Here is a 19752-nt window from a genome sequence, read left to right as displayed (position 1 = left end):
GGCTTCCGGTACCTTTTAGGATTGATCAACCAAACTCCAAACCTTACACATTGCAGGAGGCATCGTGATTATCATTTATGGCATCAAGGAACACCTGAACCCGATTAAAGCTCAACTCTCCGAGGTCATTCACGGGTGCATGCAGTCCGTACTCGGCCTGCCGGAAGACAAGCGGGCCCACCGCTTCATCCCACTAGATGCCGAGGACTTCTATTATCCGGGCGGCAGGACGCCAGCTTATACCGTCATAGAGATCAACATGATGCAGGGGCGAACTCCAGAGACCCAAAAAACTTTGATCAAGGAACTCTTCAACAAGATCGAAACGGTGGTCGGTATATCACCAGTCGATGTCGAAGTAACAATTAAGGAGCAACCTGCTCACTGTTGGGGTTTTCGAGGTATGACTGGTGACGAGGCGCGTGACCTCAAGTACACGGTGAATGTGTAGCATGGCGCTCCGGCGCCGGATACCTGTGCATTGTATTTTAAGGATGACTATGTGGTGGGGATACTAGTTTCCGTAGATGGCAGTACAATAGCAAACGCCATTTGCGCAGACACGAAAAGATGCGTCTCTTCATTCAGCGCCATAAATCCTTTCCGGAGAATGTGTGAACATCAGACCAGCAGTGTTTGCAGATAAGCATGGGATCGAGCGTTTAGCGCATGTGCTGACGCCTGCCGCTGAATCAAAGCATCAATCTGGCGATGCCCTGGACCTGCTCTTGAACTCAGACGGCCATCGGATATGGGTAGCGGACCTAGGCGATGTGGTTGTTGGTTGGCTACATGCATATTTAGCGGTGCGAGTTGGAGTTGCACCATTTATTGAAATAGCTGGCCTCATAGTTGATGAGCAACACCGAAGTGAAGGAATTGGTTCTGAGTTAGTGGCGGAAGCTGTCGTCTGGGCGAAGTCAATCGGGGTTGCCGTCCGGGTTCGCAGCAATTCAAAGCGTGCTGCCACCCATAACTTTTACCAGGCGCAAGGTTTCAAGTTATTGAAGCAACAACAGGTTTTTGAATTCAATTTATAAAAAGCCCAAGCAGTACGTGGCCCGAAGAGCCCCGCCGGCTTCTTCGGGATGGTAGGGAAGACGGGAAATACGACCCCGTTCAAGGGGCTGATTGCCCGGACTGTGGGCGGCAAGTTAAGAAAACGCGGCGAAATTGCTTTTGGTGTGGAGCGAGCCTTCGGCCACTGGCGTAAACCGAGACTGCAACCAATTAGGGTCATTCCGGCCTGCGGCCTACACCGGATGCCCTTATCAGGGCATCGTCTATCATTGGCGGTTAGGTTTTACGGCACCGTAGGCTCAACGCAGGGAGGGAACCTTTTGATGAGGAAATTTAAGGCGGGAATCACCCTTCTGGTATTAGCATGTGGCGGGTGCGCCACCACCAAGACTATCAGTGTCGCAGAAAATGGCGCGACATCGGATAACTACTGGAACAGCAAGACAAATTGCAACTCGCTGCCTCGTGTCTACAGCGGATTGGCACACAACGCATGTTTTGCTCTGTTTGCATCACGGACGAACGGATCCCTCTATAACTCATTCGAAATTGGTGGGTACGTGCTTGACTCAATGGCATGTGCAGTAGCAGACACATTGGTTCTGCCCTATACCATCTACAAACAGTTTCAGTGGGGCAGCATTCAGGTGGCGGCCGGGCATAGGAAATGAATCTAACTAATGCATCAAGCAGGAAGCTGTGAAAGAGACCGAAAACTCGTTATGTGCCACTGACATGAACAATCGATACTCTGCTTTTGACGCCATTGTGATGACTGGTTTTGTACTGATCATGGCCGCGATGGCGGTGACGATTTTTATACACAACACTGACCCTTTCGATCGTTTGATCTCTCTGGGCACATGGGTCATCGTATCATTCTTCATCTTAGTTCTTTTGCATGGCACCATCAGAGGATTGGCAAGAGATAAGATAAAGATACCTAAAGGGTTAGCGGTACTCACATTCGGCATCAGTGGCGCATTGTTTTTTGCAGCCTGGTTGGTTAGCAATGCGTAGCCAGACGGCTAATCAATCAACAAAGCCATACCGCTTATTGGTTCCCTTTGAGGGCGCTCCGGTGCTGGTTGCCTATGCATATATAAAGAAGGAGACCCCCATGGGGCTGAAGGGAAGCTGTTTGTGTGGCGAGGTAAGCTACGAAATAGACTCTGTGGATATGCCCATTGTGCATTGCCACTGCAAAACTTGCCGTAAAGCCCACGCTGCCCCGTTTGCCTCTACAGCTGGCATAAAGCGCGAGAATTTCCGTTGGCTCAAGGGCGTGGGGTCTATTTCTACGTTCGAGTCCTCTCCCGGGAAATTACGTCATTTTTGCAAATGCTGCGGGTCTCATTTGGTGGCAGAAAGGCCGGTGCAACCGCATGTAATCGTTCGGGTAGCTACTCTGGATGATGACCCTGAATTGCGGCCAGAGGCCCATATTTGGGCTTCACATGACGAGCCATGGCTTGAGTACGAGGGGGTGCGAAAGCACAGGGGCTGGCGCGATGACATGTAGCCATGTCAATCAAGTTCGTTCAGTGAGAGGGCTTAAATGAGCGCGCCATGCCCATTTTGTGGATTCGCCGCATCCGACTATCGGGAGAGCCATAACTGGCGCTGCGCCCAATGCGGGAAGGACTATGCGGATTGGCTCACAATTCAGAAAGCCAAAGCAAAAGAAGAAAGCAGTATCAAAAAACAGCCGCTGTTTTCAAAGCAGAAGCTTCCCCCAGAAGCTGAACCGGTAAGATTTGCCCAACACTTGTTTCTATTCGCAATCCTTTTTTTGTTGGCGTTAAACTTCGTGCTCGAAGGCATATTCGCTTGGGTTTTCCCGGTTTCCATACCTTTTGCTGGCTATTACGCCCTCATGGTTCATAAAACCGGATACGCCCTTGGCCAGCATGCCGTTTATACGCGTGATAAGAGCCCAATTATGTATAAGGCCCATTTATGGGGTGTAATTGTCTATATGATTCTAGCTTTCGTGGTTTCGGTTGATTAACGTTTATCTATTGCGACACATGCATTTCATTGGGAAAAATTCACCATTATGAACAAGGAGTGTTCAGTGCAACTATTTGAAACACAGCGCTTAGTCGTAAGGCAGCTATCCTTTGCAGACCTCCCAGCGCTCACTGAAATTCTGAGCGATCCAGCTGTAATGGAGTATTCCGTTCGCGGGGTTTGCGACGAAGAAGCCACCCGACAATTTATCAACTGGTGTATGGAGTGTTACGCATCCCACGGAATCGGCCCATGGGCATTATCCGAGAAGGCTTCAGGTGACCTTATAGGTTTCTGTGGTGTTGGGCCGGAGTTGGTCGGCGAGTTTGAGGAAACTAATCTAGGGTACCGATTGGCGCGCAGATTTTGGAATCAGGGGCTTGCATCGGAAGCAGTCAAAGGCGTGATGCAGTATGCCTTTGAACAACAAAATTGTGAGTCAGTAGTCGCCATTATCGAACCAAAGCACACTGCTTCCATCAGGGTAACTGAGAAGGCAGGATTCCGGGACTATACTGCCCGGGAGTTTCACAGCAGGCCGGTGCGTTTATATCGAATGACACGCGATGATTGGGCATCAAATAATCAGTATTTGTAGCACAGTCTGCACTCATCAGGCAGCGCCATAAACTAATGGAGGAGTTTGGTTTGTCCAAGATCGATTTCAGCAGAGCAGAAAAAGAGGTCATGGTCGAAAAATTGAAGTCATATTTTTCCGAAAAGCTCAATCACGAGATCGGAGGCTTTGATGCCGAATTCTTGATTGATTTTTTCGAGAAAGAACTTGGCGTGTTGTTTTACAACAAGGGACTGCGCGATGCCCAATCCATTATTTCCACAAAAGTCGAAGAAATCGTGGATACAATTTACGAGATAGAGAAGCCCGTAAGCTTTAAATAGCGCGCACTGCCGAACGTGGCGGGGGATGCTAGCCCGTACAAAATCATCCTCCCACGCCAGTAAATGTCCAAGCCAATATCCTCGTAATTTTATTCCCCTGCTTCATCTCTATTTCCCGGACCTCCGTCGCCCCTAGCTTACGGATCAGTTTGATTGCCGGTTTTACGTTGTCAGCTTTTGAAACCAGACTTGTAAACCAGCGGCATTGGCTTGAAAACGTCTTGCTTTCCTTTATCATTTTTTTAAGAAACAACCGTTCGCCGCCTTTACACCAGAGCTCCGCCTCTAAGCCACCAAAATTCAAAGTGGGCGATGTTGGCTGGGTACGTTGCTCACCACGATTACGGGCAAGGTTTTTAAGCTTTAGCTGGCAGCCTTTGTTTGCTTCATCTTGAGAAGCATGAAATGGCGGATTGCACACACTGACATCAAAGAACTCTCCCTTCTGGATAATGCCTTCGAACATCTGGTTTTGATCCTGTTGCATGCGCAGTGTGAGGCTGCCTTTCAGGTGAGGGTTTCGATCAACAATCACCGCAACGTTTTCAAGTGAGCGAGCATTGATATCACTACCCACACAGCGCCAGCCGTAGATCTGACATGCCAAAATCGGGTATATCCCGTTTGCTCCGGTTCCTATATCAAGCAAGTTGATTTGGGTCTTGGAAGGGCCAACCAGTTCGGCGATGTGATGAATATAGTCTGCCCTGCCCGGAATGGGCGGGCAAAGTGCCCCCTCAGGAATATCCCAACCAGCAATATCGTAATGGTGAGTCAATAGTGCGGCGTTTAGAGACTTCACGGCCTGCGGATCTGCAAACTCTATAGAAGGGTTGCCATGGGCGTTTTCTTTTACATGGGGGGCGAGCGGCGGATAACTTTCTACCAGCGATGAAAAATCATAGCCGTGCTTGTGCAGATTTTTCGAGTGGAGGCCTTTGCGATCAGGCATTAAATGAGCATTAACTCGTCGCTTTTGATTTTTCACACGAAGGTTTCCGAGGTCTGTAACCCAAAAGCCGGTACCTATGGAAAAGTAGGTACCGGCTTTTGATGATCATAACGGCACTAGGGGTTTAGGAGTTCTTTAGCTTTTCCCACTCTTTCTCTGCTTCATCCTTTTTCATGCCGTACTTCTCTTGAACCTTACCGATAAAGTGGTCGCGGCGGCCGGCGATTTCATCTACATCGTCGTCTGTTAACTTGCCCCAATTCTCGCGTACCTTACCTTTAAGCTGTTTCCAGTTACCTTCAATGATGTCGTTATTCATAGCATATTTCCTCGCGTTAAATGGGCAGCGTAAAAAACTGATCGCCGCCAATGTAAAAGGAATATTTCATTTGCTGTGTACACGGCAATCCGTGACATCGGCAATAACCTTCACATAGGAAGGTTTCTTTGACAACGCTTTCCGAGTTGCGATTAATTCATACTTGGCAGGTCTGACCCCCTGATATTACGCTTGAACAATAGGCACTCCGACAGGAACGCTCTGGCGAAAAGAACGCCACACCAGTTATATTGGCTACCTCCGCGCTGGCATTTTCGGTGGTCAAACTCCTAGGCGCCACCTACTTAATCTTTCTCGGCATCCAAGCATGGCGTAGTCAGAGCAAACCCTCGCCTGTCTCAGGTTATAGGCAAAGTCACAGGGCTTGTGTATATAGGTCTTGGTTTAAGCCTGCTTCGGGCGAAATAGAGGCGGGTGTTCTGGTAGCATAGCGCTAACAGACAAGGAGGCGCCGCAACACGGCGCGCAGCTCAGGATTCACATAAATGAAAGATATGTCCAATACTGTAAACGGCACTGATTGGCTTGAAGCCATTCGCTGGACAGCTGACGGCTTGGTTCCGGCTATCGCTCAGGATTCCGCCACAGGTGACATTCTCATGATGGCTTGGATGAACCGGGAATCACTTCGCCTAACGGCTGAAGAAGGTCAAGCGGTTTACTGGTCACGGTCTCGGGGTAAGCTCTGGCGCAAGGGCGAGACCTCCGGGCACCAGCAGGTTGTTAAGGATATCCGCCTTGACTGTGATGAGGACGTAATATTGCTGAAAGTTGAACAAAAAGGTGGCATTGCCTGCCACACTGGCCGACGCAGCTGTTTCTACCGCTCTCTGAAGGATGGCCAGTGGGTCGGTGTTGAGCCCGTAATTAAAGATCCTGATGCCATTTATGGCAGTAACTGAGGAGAGCGCCCATTGAGTGATGTTCTGGAAAACCTGACCCGGGTTCTGGAAGCCCGTAAATCAGCCGACCCGGAGAAATCCTACGTCGCTAGCCTGCACGCCAAAGGCTTGAACAAAATTCTGGAAAAGGTTGGCGAAGAGTGCACCGAGACCCTATTGGCTGCCAAGGATGCCGAGCACACTGGAGAGACCCGTGCGGTGATTAGTGAAACGGCAGACCTTTGGTTTCACAGCATGGTTATGCTTTCTAGCCTAGGCCTTAGCCAGAAGGATGTTCTGGATGAGTTGTCTAGCCGCTTTAATCTTTCAGGGCTCGACGAGAAGGCTTCCCGAAGCGAATAATCCGGTAATACCCCTTACGAGGGTTTCCGCGAACCTACTTTGGTGGCGTACAATATCGCCCAACAGAAACATCAAAAACGAGGATCCCTTAATGGGCATCAGTATTTGGCAACTTCTTATTGTACTGGGCATCGTAATTCTGCTGTTCGGGACCAAAAAACTACGCAACATTGGCACTGATCTAGGCGGCGCCATACGTGGATTCAAGAAATCCATGAACGACGAAGATGGCAAAACCGACGATCCGGACTCATTGGAAAACACAAAAGAAGCACAAGCTCGGCAAGCGGCTGACGATAAGCCCAAGGATAAAACCAAAAGCTGAGACCAAGCAGAATGTTTGATATCGGCTTTTTAGAGCTGCTTATTTGTGGTGTTATTGCGCTGTTGGTGCTCGGCCCTGAACGGCTCCCTACGGCTGCGCGGGCTGCTGGGCGCTGGGTTGGCGGTGCGCGCCGTATGGTTAGTCAGTTCACTTCCGAGCTTGACCGTCAGTTAAAAGCCGAAGAGCTCAGAAAAGAGCTGCGGGATGCGGGCGATGTAGGGTTGGATGACGTGCAGAAAACGGTGCGCGGCGCTCTGGATGAAGCCAAAAAGTACGAACACATGATCATGTCGGACAAGCCCGCAGGCAAATCAGCGGCCACCCCAAAAACCGCGACGGATGAGACTCCGAAAAACGAGACCCTAGCCGCTCCCGAAGAGAACCAATCGGTTCCGTCAGATACTGTGCAAAAACCGTCGGATAAGCCTTCATGAATGCTAATACAGATGGCGAAAAGCCAAGCCATCAAAGCACCACGGCCCAGCAGCCGGAGATGCCTCTTGTTGAGCACCTGTTGGAACTTCGTAACCGGCTACTGAAGATGGTTCTGGCGGTGGTTATTTGTTTTGCGGCCATTTACCCCTTTGCTAACGAATTGTACCTTTGGTTATCAGAGCCTATTCGGTCATTGCTACCCATTGGCCAGACAATGATCGCAACGGACATCACTTCGCCGTTTTTCGCGCCCTTGAAACTGGCGCTTTTTTTATCGGTTTTCGCCGCCATTCCAATCATTCTCTATCAGCTTTGGAGCTTTGTTGCGCCGGGGCTTTATGCCCATGAAAAACGGCTCGCCTTTCCGTTGCTCTTTACGTCAGTCATTCTCTTCTATCTAGGCGCCGCTTTTGCATATTTCGTGGTGTTCCCGCTGGTGTTTGGCTTTTTCACCGCCATAGGCCCCGAAGGCATTGTTGAGCTGCCGGATATCAGCAGTTATCTCAATTTCGTGCTGAAAATGTTTTTTGCGTTCGGAGTCGCTTTCGAGATTCCCATTGCCACCATCTTGCTGATTCTCAGTGGCGTAACAACACCTGCCGATTTAGCAGCAAAACGGCCTTATGTGGTGGTGGGCTGCTTTGTTATTGGCATGATGCTTACGCCACCAGATATTATCTCCCAGACACTTTTGGCTGTACCCATGTGGATTCTGTTCGAACTGGGCATTTTGTTTGGCAGGCTGGCCGTGCGCGAAGTCGCAGAAACGGACGAGTCGCCTTCTGAATGAATCTAGCCTTACTGTTTGACGAGGATTTTGTTGCCCCCGATCGCGTGGTACTTCGGGGCCGCAGGCTGGAGCATATAAAATCGATACTCGGTGCTGCTATTGGTGATCGACTGCCCGTTGGTCGAGTGAATGGTTTGATGGGGCTGGGAGAAGTAATTTCGCTCACAAACTCCGAAGCTGAATTGATTATTAAGCTGGATCAGCAGCCACCTCGCCCCTTGCCTCTTACTCTGATTCTGGCCATGCCCCGACCAAAAATGTTCCGCCGCATCCTGCAAACCAGCGCCACATTGGGCATCAAAGACATTTGGCTGATCAACAGCTACAAGGTGGAAAAAAGCTTTTGGCAAACGCCATGGCTATCAGACGATAACCTGCGAGAAAACCTTACTCTTGGGCTAGAGCAAGCAAAAGACACCGCTATGCCGAGAGTGCATATTCGCAAACTATTCAAACCTTTTGTAGAAGACGAACTGCCCGCCCTCCTAGAAGACAAAGAAGCACTAGTTGCACACCCGGGCACACCCACGCCCTGCCCTACACACTTAAACAGGCCAGCTGCGCTGTGTATCGGGCCGGAGGGCGGATTCACGCCTTACGAAGTGGGCAAGTTGGAAGAGGCAGGGTGCCAAAGCGTTCACTTGGGGCCGCGCATATTGCGAGTAGAAACCGCCGTTCCGGTTCTTACCAGCCGGCTATTTAACGCCTGTCTTTAATCTCAAGCTGTCTTTGATCTCGCTTCCCACAGCCGTATAAGGGGGGTAATCACAGCTACCAGCACAGCCCCCGCGACAACCCCGACCAAGCCATTGGCTAGCACAGGAATCAGCATGGCCCACAGACCGCTATAATCCGCAGCGAAGAGTTCAATAGCGTTGTAAACGGGCGGTACGCCGTGCACAAGAATGCCACCTCCCACCAAGAACATAGCGAGAGTGCCGACAATCGATAAGGCTTTCATAAGGTATGGTGCAAGCCAGAGAATACCGTCACCAACCTTTTGCGCCAACTCACCGTTTCTCTGGCTCAGGTAGAGGCCAAGATCGTCCAGCTTTACAATCCCTGCCACCAATCCGTAAACAACGACAGTAACGCCCACGGCCACCACAGAAAGAACAGCAAACTGCATACCTATGCTAGCGCTGGCTACCACGCCGAGAGTAATTGCTATTATCTCAGCAGAGAGAATAAAGTCTGTTCGAATGGCGCCTTTTATCTTTTCCCTCTCCAATACCCTCAAATCCACGCCCGGTTGTTTCAGAGCCTCACGGCGCTCCTTTTTATGTTGTTCGTCCTCCTTGGCATGCAAAAATTTATGGGCCAGCTTTTCAACGCCTTCAAAGCATAGGAAGCCACCGCCAAGCATCAGCAAAGGCGTAACCAACCAAGGCATAAAGAAACTGATAGCGACGGCAGCCGGCACAAGTATCACCTTGTTCACCATCGACCCCTTGGCAACCGCCCAAACTACCGGCAACTCCCGGGCAGGCCTTACACCGGTAACCTGTTGCGCGTTCAGGGCAAGGTCGTCCCCTAGCACGCCCGCTGTTTTCTTTGTCGCGGCTTTTGTCATCAAAGAAATGTCGTCGAGCAACGCTGCAATATCATCGAGAAGTGTGAGTAGACTGGCTCCTGCCATCTGTGAGTATCCTGTGTGGTGGTGGCGGTTTATAGATTAAGGCCCATGGCCTCTGCTGCAACACGGTTTTTTACCGGCCCTAGCCCATCAAGCCAGCGCATACCGGTATTTCTGAGAAGCCTGAAAGGCAACTCATCGCGACCAAATAGCTGTTTAAAACCTTCCATCGCCATCATCATGGTTAGGTTCTCGCCTTTTCGACGACGTTGGTAGCGCGCAAGAACCAGCTCGTTCGCCGGGCTTAAACCAGACCTTTTGGCGCTGGATAACTCCTCCAGCATTACCCGAACATCACCGTATCCGAGGTTGGCACCCTGACCAGCTAAGGGATGAATGGTGTGGGCTGCGTCACCGATTAAAGCGAAGCCGGGCGCAGTGTAGTCTTTAGCGTGACGCTGACGCAGTGGGAATGCAAAGCGCTTGGAAACCGACTCAATCGTACCAAGCTCTCTTTCGATGGCGCGCTCTAGTTCGGCGGAGAAAGTTGCATCATCCAGCGCCATCAGACGGCGGGCTTCTTCGGTATCTTGTGACCAAACGATGGAGCAATAATGCTCATCACCGTTTTCGGCTGCCAGCGGCAAAAACGCCAAAGGTCCGGTTTGCGAAAACCTTTGCCAGGCTGTGTATTTATGGCTTTGGGCTGTGCGCACGGTACATACAATCGCCTGCTGATCATAATCCCATTCGCGGGTAGGCAAGCCAACCCATTGCCGTAATCTGGAATTGGCGCCATCAGCCGCAATCACGAGTTGGGCGCCGAGTTTACGTCCATCGGCAAGCTCAATGCTGCGTAGGTCGTCGTCTTGAGTGCAAGCGGTAACCTGCACACCATCAATCAGGTCAACACCGCTGGTTTCTACTATCTCGAACAGGGCCCTGACCAAACTGCGGTTTTCGACAATCGTCCCCAAGGCTCGGGCTTGTAATTCGGCAGCGTCGAAATGAATTCGCCCAGTACCGTCGCCATCCCATACAGTCATACCTTGATAGGGACAGTGACGCCCGGTCGCTACGCCGCGCCAAGCACCCAAAGATTCAAGCAGCTGTTGGCTGGCCACAGAAATGGCGCTAACTCGAGGTTCGAAATCCATTACGCCTTCAACGGGATCAGGTTGTTTTAGCAGCACGGCACGATCACTGCCCTCAACCAAGCCAACCGTCCAACCTTGCTTCGACAAGCCGATAGCCAGCGCGGTACCCGTCATACCACCGCCAACCACGAGAATGTCGAACACTTTGGCATCACTCATTGTTTATCACTCGCCGCTGGCCCATTGATAACCGCTCTGCGCCCGCCTGTTCCCATGGCTTTGCGCGCAAACAGCCGCTTGGCGCTGGGCAACAAGTCTAGGCCCACTAACCCGGCATCTCTGGCTGTGGCAACAGGTGCCAATGAGTGGCCAAAAATACGAATCAGCGAATCCGAGAACTGCACGGTTTGCTGCCAATCCGGACTGTGCAACTCGTGATAGCGGCGCAATATCTGAAAATCGCCCGGTGACCGCCCCTGCTCTGCCGCCAACCGGAACTGTTCCACCAGAGTCATCAACCCCCGCAATGCCAGATTAAAACCCTGCCCTGCAACCGGATGCAAAGCGTGCGCGGCATTGCCCACGAGCGCCACCCCGGGCCTTACAGGCTCGGCTACAGTCGTGAGTGTCAGCGGGTAATAGTTACACTCACCTATTCTGGTAAACCGCCCTAGGCGCCAGCCAAAGCGCTCTTGGAGCCGCAAACATTTGTCGCTATCGGACATCGCCAGAACCTGCTTGAGTTCTTGATCGTTCAAGGTCCATACCAGCGCAGACTCATGCCCCGCTCTGGATGGCGACCCATGGGGCAACATGGCCATGGGGCCCGCTTCGGTAAAACGCTCAAATGCCGTGAACTCATGGCTGTCACTGGTGGATACGTTGGCAATAAGTGCATTCTGATTGTAGCCGTGATGGCTTGGCTGGAAGCCGAGCTTTTCTCGCAACCCGGAACGGCCACCATCAGCCACAATCAAACATTGCGCTTTTAATCGGCTGGTTTCGTTGCCGATCTTTAGGCTAACGCTCACGCCTTGCTCGCAGGGCGTCATATCGATGACGTCTGCTGGCGCTTGCCACTGAACCTTTGTTTCGAGCAACTCCCGCATTAAACAAAGCCCCATCCAGCGGTTATCCATCACGTAACCCAGAGCTCGCTGCTCATACTCTTGGGCATTTAAGCGAGTGGCGCCGAAACGGCCTCTATCCGATACGTGAATATGCTGAATGGGTGTCGCATGCTCCGATATCCGATGCCAAAGCCCAAGCTCTTCAAAAATCAGTCGGGAGCCCCAAGCCAATGCGGTGGAACGGGCATCGTAACTGGGCTGATAGGAATCCGGCAAAGCATCCGCCGAGAGCGGGAAAGCCTCAACCACGGTTACGCTCAGCGCAGGCGCTACTCTGGTCAAAGCCAAAGCTAAGGTCGCACCCGCCAGCCCACCACCGGCAATGATCACATCGGTATCGGAATGTTTCACAGGCTTAATCCGCCATCAGGGCTTCAATATCTTCCACGGTCTTGGGCACGCCGTCCGTCAGTACCCGGCAGCCCTCTTTTGTAACCACCACATCGTCTTCGATACGAATACCAATGCCGCGCCACTTTTCATCTACATCGGTATTATCCGGTGCGATATACAAACCCGGCTCAACGGTAAGCGCCATGCCCGGCTCAAGTAGCCGCCATGCATCCCCTACTTTGTAGTCGCCCACATCGTGCACATCCAATCCCAGCCAATGGCCGGTTCGGTGCATAAAGAACGGTTTAAAGGCTTCGCTGGCGATGGCGTCATCAACCGTGCCAGACAAGATACCCAGATCGATCAAGCCGCCGGTGAGCACCCTCAAGGCTGCTTCGTGGGGGTGATTCCAGTGATTGCCCGGGCGAACGGCATCAATGGCCGCGTACTGCGCCTCCAGCACCACATCGTAAACTGCTCGCTGCTCGGGGCTGAACTTACCACTTACCGGGAAGGTGCGGGTAATATCAGAGGCGTAACACTCAACCTCACAACCTGCGTCGATTAGAACTAGCTCGCCGTCTTTGAGTGGTGCTATGTTTTCGATGTAATGCAAAATACAGCCATTCGCCCCACCACCAACAATAGACGGGTAGGCCGTGGAACGGGCCCCATGATCCATAAAGGTATGAATCAGCTCCGCCTCAAGGTTGTACTCATAACCACCCTTACGGGCACGCTTCATAGCACGGCAATGGGCTTCAGCGCTGATCTGGCCAGCTTTGGCCATCGCCTTGATTTCACAGCTGCTTTTATAAAGCCGGAGGTCGTGCAGAAGATGCTCCAGAGACACAAACTCACCCGGCGGGTGCGCACCACTTTTAACCTTGCTGCGAAGCACCTTAACCCAGTCCATTACCCGAGTATCGAAGCCCTGATCTTTGCCTAACGGATAATACACGCGGCTGCGGCCTTCGATCATGCCGGGCAAAATGTCGTCGATATCTGAAATCGGGAAAGCATCATCCAAACCGTAGCGCTCTATCGCGCCCTCAGGGCCTACAAGAAAGCCATCCCACAGCTCTTTCTCGGGATTTCGCTCTTTGCAAAACAGAACAGACTCTCCGTGCTCACGGCCGGGGATCAGCGCCAAAACTGCCTCAGGCTCCCCGAAACCGGTGAGATACTGGAAGTCGCTGTCTTGGCGAAACGGATGCAATACGTCGCGATTGCGAACACGCTCGGGTGCAGCCGGAATAATGGCAATGCTGTCTGGCGCCATGCGCTCCATCAACTTGCGGCGGCGCTCAGCGAATTCCTTGACGGGTATAATGGACGGCATAGGGTCTCCCGCAGTGTGTGACATAATCAGTGCAGCGTTGGCGCTTGTGATGCCGGCTTTTCCGGCGGATTGAACTCGGTGAATACGGCCAAAGCCCCCAGCCGGATGTACTCGGTTATTTCTAACAATTGCTGTTCGCTTTCCTGATCAGACTCTTGATCTTCAGAAACCTGACTGATCGCGACCATGTCTCCGATAAGCTCGCGGATTTCCTCTGGGGCCTCGCCCAACGACTCTCCGGCAGAGAGGGCCATGCCTTCGAGAAAGCCACGCACCCAGGCCACCAGAGCCTCAAGACGCTGATCAATCGCATAATCATCATCAGGCAGCAAAGGATGAAAGCTCATATCCGCCGACTTCAAAAACGCCAGCGCCTGTTCGTAAGCCTCGTTCATGAAGACTGATAGGTCTTCGCTCTCTTCGACTGCGGTTTCCGGAAGCCCCATATGCTCACATACCATGGCCAACCACTCATCTTCCTCTATGCGAGAGCCAGCAGCTAACCGACCGCAAAGTGCGCCATGAAGTTCGGAAGGGTGACTAAACGCTTTGTGGGCCGTATAAACATTTGCCCAGCGCTCAAATTCAGCGGCATGGGCCGCATTGGCAGTGTCGGTTTCTGACATGAACCAAGACAATCCTGTGTTGTGGAGTTAAGGCCCCATCCTAGCATTCAGGCGCTTCCAAGACACCTTCAGGTTGCTGTACGGAACACGAAGAACGGCAATTCACAACTTATGACACGCCTGTAAATTGACCGGTATGGCACACACACTTATAGTTAGTCGCAATAACTTCAACCTATGCTGGGCACGTCATGGAACAGTCCGAAGTACAAGCGTTAGCGGACAAGCTGGACAAGCTGATCGAACACTGCCAAAAACTTGAGCGGGATAATGCGAATTTGAGGCAGTTGCAGGATGACTGGAACCGGGAACGGAGCCAGCTTATTCAAAAAAATGATCTTGCCAAAAACAAGATCGAAGCCATGATCGGCCGCCTTCGAGCGCTGGAGCACCATTGATGTCTAAGCCATCCACCACCGTTGAGGTGAAAATTCTCGACAAAGAATATCTGGTCGCTTGCCCTGCGGAAGAACAGGAAGCCCTCATACGTGCGGCCAGACATCTGGACAGTAAAATGCGTGAAATTCGCACCGGTGGCAAAGTGTTCGGAACAGAACGAATCGCCGTGATGGCCGCTCTTAATATGACCCATGAATTACTTGAGCGGGACACCATGTCCGATGCCACCAGCACTCTACTCAAAGCCATGGACAGCAAGCTGGAAAACGCTCTCGGAGAACAGTCAAACCACTGAGTTTTTAAGGATCCCCCGATAGGTATTGCAATCGGCCCCGGAACTGGCCCTATAATGGAAACACTTCCTGGGCTGTTCGCAAGTCGGATTCGTCCTCGAGCCGATGCGCTTTACCCAGGTGGCTACTCTAGGGCATTGTGAGCATGTCCCCGCAGGGGGAAAGCCTAATATGTCACAGCGGCCACCGACCTTGAACTTTGGGTTCAAGGGCCACATCCGATAACGGCAGCTCGGGAAGCTTTATTTTCTTAGCTCACTGCTCTCAGCACCAAGTTTAACCATCACTTCAAGCTCAATTACTTTGCGAGAACCGTCTGGGTTTAATCTTTCCCTTCCGCAAAGTACTGCTGAGCGCTTATTAAATCAGGCCGCAGAACTGCACGAATTGCTTGAGAGGCAGCCATAAACAGTATTCAAAATAACAGCAAGCCTGATCGCTCCCGTAGCAAGGACCACTCTCTCTACCTGCCAGTGGTGTCTGCGGTGATTGTTGCAGCGGGCGTTACATCCGGGCTTGCTGTGTTCTACTGGTGGGCAGAGTGGGGCAGTGGCTTTGGCGCCTTCTTCGTAAACTCCGCAGCGTTAGTTTTTACCGTTCTAACTCTATTTTTAATTGCGATGCCCTTGACCTGGTATTGCTATCTCACCAAGAACACTAAAAAGCAGAAAGCCCGCCGGAGCACCCTCTTAATGTATTTCGCCGGATGGCTAATCGCCCTTCCTCTAGGCTTGTTAATGTTTCCTGCAGATTCGCGCCACTTCCCTTCGCCCCCTAAAGTTACGGCTATGGCTAAAGCTCTGCAGCAACAGCTTGCTAAGACAGAAGCACCATGGGAAACAAGGTTTCCTGAACGACGAACCCGCACAACATTTGCGTTAGCTCCTGCATCAAAAACAGTTGGCCTGATGCCATCGGGGCTTCCGACTGCTGAATGGCATAGTTTTTATCCTGACGGGAGTAGCGCGGAGCTCCGATATTCCATCAACGGGATCGAGCCACCTAAACCCTTCTCCGCGCGGTTCGAGTACGCCGAAAAAGTTCAGGGATTCGAGGATCCTCAAGCGTTTGCACGCCATATTGTCAATAAGCCCGCCACCGCGCCGTGGAGCTGGGTATTACAGGTTCCCGAACAGCCCCCAACGAATATTACCGCAGAGGATACTGATAACAACGGAATTCTGATAAAAGCAAACTATGCTGGCGAGGTAAGGATCATTTGGAGCCGCAGTCAATTCCTAGGAAATACCATTGAATATCTCACCTACCATGCTCCAACCTTGCCACTGCCTTGCCGCGAGCCTTGGCAGCGCATTCGTATATGCTTGCCACCTCTCGACAACTGAATACGACCAGCAACTTAAAGCTATGGTCGGGCGCAACTTCACCCGCTACTTGATGAAGTTGCGACGGGCTGGGATGATATATCCGCTAGCAACAAGAACGGTCGTCTGAGAGGCTTCATTTTGAGCCAGTTTCTTACCCCCCAACCGTTTACCCGCCATCCGGACAAACTGTCTCGCAGCCAACTGCGCAAGCATCTGCGCCAGTGCCGCCAGACACTTTCTACAGAGCAACAACGACGGGCCTCAGAACAGCTCGCACTATGCCTCTTGAACAATCAGGATCTGCACAGGGCCAAACACATCGCCGTTTATCTGGCCAATGACGGTGAAATCGACCCACACCTTTATGTCACTATGGCCCGGCTCAAAGGCATTCACTTCTACCTACCGGTACTACACCCCATCCATCCCGGAAGATTGGTCTTCAGCCCCTATTACGATGGCGTTGAACTAACCGCCAATCGCTTTGGCATACCCGAACCGGCCTTTAGCAAAGGGCTTAAGCGGCCTGTTTGGGCACTAGACGCTGTGCTGTTTCCGTTGGTGGGGTTTGACGAGCAAGGTGGAAGACTGGGGATGGGAGGCGGCTTTTATGATCGCACGTTTGCGTTCAGCCGCTTGCGACCCAGATTGGCGCCAAAGCTGGTTGGCTTGGCTCATGACTTTCAAAAAGTGGAAAGATTACCGGTTGAGCCTTGGGATGTGCCACTCCATAGCGTGGTGACAGACAAACAGGTATATCGAGTTAAATAGCGAGGACGCTGTTACCGATTTAACGGCGCTTTGGCCATGTACTCGGAGTCGGCTGAGACAGAGCTTTTTGTGGTGGACGAGGAACGCTCTTCCGAGGCCTGAAGCGAGGTAAATCCGGTAATTACGAGGCCGACAGCAAAAATCAGCACAACAGCCCGGATAATATCTGGCTTGCCACCCATGATGCGTATCCCTGTTCAAAAATAAGATTAAATCTGCGGAAAATCAGTTAGCTATTCTTGTTTTCAAGAATTAGACGAAAGACTAACACGCATCTTGAATTTTACAATTTTTAACAGATTAAAGTTCAGTAAGAAAAACAATGGCTAACGGGGAGTACCTCAGGGTCATAACTGCGAAGAACCAGCCCGGCGCTATTGCCCGGGCTGGCTAACTGAGCGGCTTAGGATGCCTTGCCGTTGCCAGCACCTAAAAACAGCTGGTAAGCCTCGTTATCCGTCATGTTTTCATAGCGGAAGCCTACTTTTCCGAGCATGGTTTCAAAGTCTTTCTCTTCATCATTATCTACTTGTGCGCCTAGTAGCACGCGGCTGTATGCGGCACCGTGATTGCGGTAATGGAACATAGAGATATTCCAGCGTGTGCCTAGCGACATAAGCAGCTTCAGCAAAGCCCCCGGGCGCTCCGGGAACTCAAACTGAAACACCTTTTCATTGGCAATCGTGGGCGCGTGGCCACCGACCATATGACGAATGTGCTGTTTGGCCATGTCACTTTCCGTGAGATCGAGAACAGAGTAGCCATTTTCACGGAGATCCTGCACCAACTCGTCCCTACCCAAACCGCCAGCCTGAACCTGAACGCCCACAAAAATGGTCGCCTTGCTCGCATCGGCATAGCGATAGTTAAACTCGGTGATGTTGCGCTTGTGCAGAGCGTTGATAAAGGTCTTAAAGGCCCCCGGCTTTTCTGGGATGGTAACCGCAAGGATCGCCTCTCGCTTCTCCCCGATTTCTGTGCGCTCAGAGATGTAGCGCAAGCGGTCAAAGTTCATATTGGCGCCACTCAAAGTAGCCACCAAGTTTTCATTCTCGATGTTTTCCCGCTCAATGTACTTCTTGATACCGGCAACACCCAGCGCCCCAGCTGGCTCGGCGATTGAGCGCGTGTCTTCAAAAATGTCTTTGATTGCTGCACAGATCTCATCGGTGGAGACGGTGATCACCTCATCCACATGGTCTTTGCAGATTTCCCACGGGTATTTACCGATCTGCTTCACCGCTACGCCATCTGCAAAAATGCCCACTTCATCCAGAACCACCCGCTTGCCTGCTTTCATGGCAGCTTGCAGGCAGTTGGAATCGTCGGGCTCAACGCCAATCACCTTGATTTCAGGACGTAGGTATTTGATGTAGGCTGCCATACCGGCAATCAGGCCACCACCACCCACACAAATGAATACCGCGTGAATGGGTTTGCTGAACTGCCACAGCATTTCCATGGCAACCGTGCCCTGCCCTGCGATGACATCCGGGTCGTCATAAGGAGGGATGTAGGTATACCCGTGTTTCTCCACCAACTCCTGAGCTTGGGCGGCGGCTTCGTCAAAAGCATCACCCTTAAGTACGACACGCGCCCCATGAGCCCGCACTGAGCGCACTTTGATCTCAGGCGTGGTTTGCGGCATCACGATAACCGCCTTGATACCCAATTCCTTCGCTGCGAGTGCCACACCTTGAGCGTGGTTGCCCGCAGAAGCACAGATAACCCCTTTGGATTTCTGCTCCTCCGACAACTGGACAAGCCGGTTGTACGCGCCGCGAATCTTAAAAGAAAACACCGGCTGAAGGTCTTCCCGCTTGAGCATAATATTATTGCCAAAGCGCTTGGACAGGCTGCGGGCTTCAGTGAGGGGTGTTTCGATGGCCACGTCATAGACGCGCGCATCGAGGATCTTTTTGATGTAGCGTTGCGGCATGTTGGTTCCGGTTGCTGGTGAGTGGTCGGGGAAAACCTACAGTGTAGGAACTTTGCACGGCTGTCGTCTATAAGCTGGCCACTCATAAGCGCTATAATGGTTCGCTGAACCCACAAGATTTGAACTCGGAGCGCTCAATGACTCAGGACGAACTCAAGAAAGCCGTTGCCAAAGCTGCAGTGGACTACATTGCACCGCGCTTGGAGCGCGATAGCGTTGTTGGCGTTGGCACCGGCAGCACAGCCAACTTCTTCATCGACATGCTAGCTGAGCTTAAAAACGAGTTTGACGGCGCTGTGGCCAGTTCAGAAGCAACCGCCGAGCGATTAAAAAGCCACGGCATTCCGGTTTACGATCTGAATAGTGCTGGCGAGCTGGAGTTTTATGTAGACGGTGCCGACGAAACCAATGAGCACCTTGAACTGATCAAAGGCGGCGGCGGAGCACTGACTCGCGAGAAGATCGTTGCAGAAGTTGCCAAGACATTCATCTGCATTGCAGACGAATCCAAAAAAGTCGGCGTGTTGGGCGAGTTCCCCTTGCCGGTAGAGGTTATCCCCATGGCACGGAGCCTTGTTGGCCGCGAGATCGTAAAGCTAGGCGGCGACCCCGTCTATCGAGACGGATTCACAACCGACAATGGCAACATCATTCTAGACATCTACAACATGGATATTTCCCGCCCGATTCAGATCGAAGAACGGTTAAACAACATTGTGGGCGTTGTTACCAACGGGCTATTCGCTCGTCGCCCAGCGGACCTACTGCTCCTCGGAACCAGTCGCGGAGTCGAGAGCATCGCTCGGAAAGACTCATAATCTGCAATGATCTACAAAAAAACTGGCACCTCAAGCCAGTTTTTTTGTGCTAAGCCAGATATAAACCAAGCGCTTGCTTGG

Annotated in this window: 27 protein-coding genes, 1 other RNA gene and 1 pseudogene; 20 read left to right on the top strand and 9 right to left on the bottom strand. The window is 51.8% G+C overall.

Annotated elements, in window-relative coordinates; genetic code table 11:
- Positions 1-64: 64 nt before the first annotated feature.
- The 7 genes from KO508_RS05255 to KO508_RS05225 all read left to right on the top strand — a co-directional run bounded on the left by KO508_RS05255 (position 65) and on the right by KO508_RS05225 (position 3933).
- On the top strand, positions 65-451 hold the full coding sequence (locus KO508_RS05255) for a tautomerase family protein (protein ID WP_216007230.1): 387 nt from the start codon (positions 65-67) through the stop codon (positions 449-451).
- Positions 452-614: 163 nt separating this feature from the next.
- Entirely contained in the window at positions 615-1040 is a 426-nt protein-coding gene (locus KO508_RS05250) for a GNAT family N-acetyltransferase (protein ID WP_216007229.1), read from the top strand.
- Between the two features lie 679 nt (positions 1041-1719).
- Positions 1720-2040: a hypothetical protein gene (locus KO508_RS05245; RefSeq protein ID WP_216007228.1), complete on the top strand. Its 321-nt coding sequence runs from the start codon at positions 1720-1722 to the stop codon at positions 2038-2040.
- Between the two features lie 100 nt (positions 2041-2140).
- The gene (locus KO508_RS05240; RefSeq protein ID WP_216007227.1) at positions 2141-2542 is read left to right on the top strand and encodes a GFA family protein; all 402 of its coding nucleotides are present in this window, start codon (positions 2141-2143) and stop codon (positions 2540-2542) included.
- Positions 2543-2578: 36 nt separating this feature from the next.
- Positions 2579-3031, top strand: a complete 453-nt coding sequence (locus KO508_RS05235; protein ID WP_216007226.1) for a hypothetical protein — start codon at positions 2579-2581, stop codon at positions 3029-3031.
- A gap of 66 nt (positions 3032-3097) precedes the next feature.
- Positions 3098-3631 (top strand): GNAT family N-acetyltransferase, encoded by a 534-nt coding sequence (locus tag KO508_RS05230; RefSeq protein WP_216007225.1) that lies wholly within the window; start codon positions 3098-3100, stop codon positions 3629-3631.
- Between the two features lie 50 nt (positions 3632-3681).
- Complete coding sequence (locus tag KO508_RS05225) at positions 3682-3933, top strand: DUF2164 domain-containing protein (RefSeq protein WP_216007224.1); 252 nt, start codon at positions 3682-3684, stop codon at positions 3931-3933.
- A 43-nt stretch (positions 3934-3976) separates the two neighbouring features.
- On the opposite strand, the gene rlmF is transcribed toward KO508_RS05225, so the two are convergent.
- A complete protein-coding gene (rlmF, locus tag KO508_RS05220; RefSeq protein ID WP_216007223.1) occupies positions 3977-4885 on the bottom strand; it encodes a 23S rRNA (adenine(1618)-N(6))-methyltransferase RlmF in 909 nt (302 codons plus the stop codon).
- Between the two features lie 124 nt (positions 4886-5009).
- The gene (locus KO508_RS05215; RefSeq protein ID WP_200362108.1) at positions 5010-5204 is read right to left on the bottom strand and encodes a CsbD family protein; all 195 of its coding nucleotides are present in this window, start codon (positions 5202-5204) and stop codon (positions 5010-5012) included.
- A gap of 248 nt (positions 5205-5452) precedes the next feature.
- Here KO508_RS05215 and KO508_RS19110 point away from each other — a divergent pair.
- The 7 genes and pseudogenes from KO508_RS19110 to KO508_RS05180 form a co-directional block, all read left to right on the top strand.
- Positions 5453-5542 (top strand): annotated as a pseudogene (locus KO508_RS19110) (LysE family translocator); the annotation flags it as partial.
- A 177-nt stretch (positions 5543-5719) separates the two neighbouring features.
- Positions 5720-6127, top strand: coding sequence for a phosphoribosyl-AMP cyclohydrolase (gene hisI / locus KO508_RS05205; protein WP_417502494.1), 408 nt, complete (start codon positions 5720-5722; stop codon positions 6125-6127).
- Between the two features lie 12 nt (positions 6128-6139).
- Positions 6140-6469, top strand: coding sequence for a phosphoribosyl-ATP diphosphatase (locus KO508_RS05200; RefSeq protein ID WP_216007221.1), 330 nt, complete (start codon positions 6140-6142; stop codon positions 6467-6469).
- A 91-nt stretch (positions 6470-6560) separates the two neighbouring features.
- Positions 6561-6794, top strand: a complete 234-nt coding sequence (tatA, locus tag KO508_RS05195) for a Sec-independent protein translocase subunit TatA (RefSeq protein ID WP_216007220.1) — start codon at positions 6561-6563, stop codon at positions 6792-6794.
- An 11-nt stretch (positions 6795-6805) separates the two neighbouring features.
- On the top strand, positions 6806-7228 hold the full coding sequence (gene tatB, locus KO508_RS05190) for a Sec-independent protein translocase protein TatB (protein WP_216007219.1): 423 nt from the start codon (positions 6806-6808) through the stop codon (positions 7226-7228).
- Positions 7225-8019 carry a twin-arginine translocase subunit TatC gene (tatC, locus tag KO508_RS05185; protein ID WP_216007218.1) on the top strand — a complete coding sequence of 265 codons (795 nt, stop codon included), beginning with the start codon at positions 7225-7227 and terminating at the stop codon, positions 8017-8019. Before tatB ends, tatC begins: the two co-directional genes overlap by 4 nt.
- Positions 8016-8735 (top strand): 16S rRNA (uracil(1498)-N(3))-methyltransferase, encoded by a 720-nt coding sequence (locus tag KO508_RS05180; protein ID WP_216007217.1) that lies wholly within the window; start codon positions 8016-8018, stop codon positions 8733-8735. Before tatC ends, KO508_RS05180 begins: the two co-directional genes overlap by 4 nt.
- Positions 8736-8737: 2 nt before the next feature.
- Here the strand turns inward: KO508_RS05180 and KO508_RS05175 are convergent, their stop codons facing one another.
- The 5 genes from KO508_RS05175 to KO508_RS05155 are packed head-to-tail and all read right to left on the bottom strand — an operon-like array spanning position 8738 to position 14123.
- Complete coding sequence (locus KO508_RS05175) at positions 8738-9658, bottom strand: DUF808 domain-containing protein (protein WP_216007216.1); 921 nt, start codon at positions 9656-9658, stop codon at positions 8738-8740.
- Between the two features lie 29 nt (positions 9659-9687).
- Positions 9688-10911, bottom strand: a complete 1224-nt coding sequence (locus KO508_RS05170) for an FAD-dependent monooxygenase (protein WP_216007215.1) — start codon at positions 10909-10911, stop codon at positions 9688-9690.
- On the bottom strand, positions 10908-12173 hold the full coding sequence (gene ubiH, locus KO508_RS05165; protein WP_216007214.1) for a 2-octaprenyl-6-methoxyphenyl hydroxylase: 1266 nt from the start codon (positions 12171-12173) through the stop codon (positions 10908-10910). The genes KO508_RS05170 and ubiH overlap by 4 nt, the downstream gene beginning before the upstream one ends.
- Before the next feature lie 4 nt (positions 12174-12177).
- On the bottom strand, positions 12178-13497 hold the full coding sequence (pepP, locus tag KO508_RS05160; protein WP_216007213.1) for a Xaa-Pro aminopeptidase: 1320 nt from the start codon (positions 13495-13497) through the stop codon (positions 12178-12180).
- Between the two features lie 26 nt (positions 13498-13523).
- The gene (locus tag KO508_RS05155) at positions 13524-14123 is read right to left on the bottom strand and encodes a UPF0149 family protein (RefSeq protein WP_216007212.1); all 600 of its coding nucleotides are present in this window, start codon (positions 14121-14123) and stop codon (positions 13524-13526) included.
- A gap of 191 nt (positions 14124-14314) precedes the next feature.
- Between KO508_RS05155 and KO508_RS05150 the strand changes: the two genes are divergently transcribed.
- From KO508_RS05150 to KO508_RS05130, 5 genes are all read left to right on the top strand, one after another.
- Positions 14315-14521, top strand: coding sequence for a TIGR02449 family protein (locus tag KO508_RS05150; RefSeq protein WP_200362121.1), 207 nt, complete (start codon positions 14315-14317; stop codon positions 14519-14521).
- Positions 14521-14817 carry a cell division protein ZapA gene (locus tag KO508_RS05145; RefSeq protein ID WP_216007211.1) on the top strand — a complete coding sequence of 99 codons (297 nt, stop codon included), beginning with the start codon at positions 14521-14523 and terminating at the stop codon, positions 14815-14817. Before KO508_RS05150 ends, KO508_RS05145 begins: the two co-directional genes overlap by 1 nt.
- Before the next feature lie 61 nt (positions 14818-14878).
- Positions 14879-15058: non-coding RNA, 6S RNA (gene ssrS / locus KO508_RS05140), on the top strand.
- A gap of 242 nt (positions 15059-15300) precedes the next feature.
- Positions 15301-16161, top strand: coding sequence for a hypothetical protein (locus tag KO508_RS05135; protein WP_216007210.1), 861 nt, complete (start codon positions 15301-15303; stop codon positions 16159-16161).
- Positions 16162-16281: 120 nt separating this feature from the next.
- Positions 16282-16914, top strand: a complete 633-nt coding sequence (locus tag KO508_RS05130) for a 5-formyltetrahydrofolate cyclo-ligase (protein ID WP_216007209.1) — start codon at positions 16282-16284, stop codon at positions 16912-16914.
- 11 nt (positions 16915-16925) lie between these two features.
- Here KO508_RS05130 and KO508_RS05125 read toward each other — a convergent pair whose 3' ends face one another.
- Both KO508_RS05125 and ilvA read right to left on the bottom strand, forming a co-directional pair.
- Entirely contained in the window at positions 16926-17096 is a 171-nt protein-coding gene (locus tag KO508_RS05125; protein WP_216007208.1) for a hypothetical protein, read from the bottom strand.
- A gap of 221 nt (positions 17097-17317) precedes the next feature.
- Positions 17318-18853 (bottom strand): threonine ammonia-lyase, biosynthetic, encoded by a 1536-nt coding sequence (gene ilvA / locus KO508_RS05120; RefSeq protein ID WP_216007207.1) that lies wholly within the window; start codon positions 18851-18853, stop codon positions 17318-17320.
- A gap of 137 nt (positions 18854-18990) precedes the next feature.
- On the opposite strand from ilvA, the gene rpiA reads away from it, so the two are divergent.
- Positions 18991-19671, top strand: a complete 681-nt coding sequence (gene rpiA, locus KO508_RS05115) for a ribose-5-phosphate isomerase RpiA (RefSeq protein ID WP_216007206.1) — start codon at positions 18991-18993, stop codon at positions 19669-19671.
- Positions 19672-19752 lie beyond the last annotated feature (81 nt).

The organism is Marinobacter salexigens, assembly GCF_018860765.1.
Taxonomy (GTDB): domain Bacteria; phylum Pseudomonadota; class Gammaproteobacteria; order Pseudomonadales; family Oleiphilaceae; genus Marinobacter; species Marinobacter salexigens_A.
Note: the sequence above shows the minus strand (reverse complement) of the source record. Positions and strands in the feature narration are given on the sequence as shown.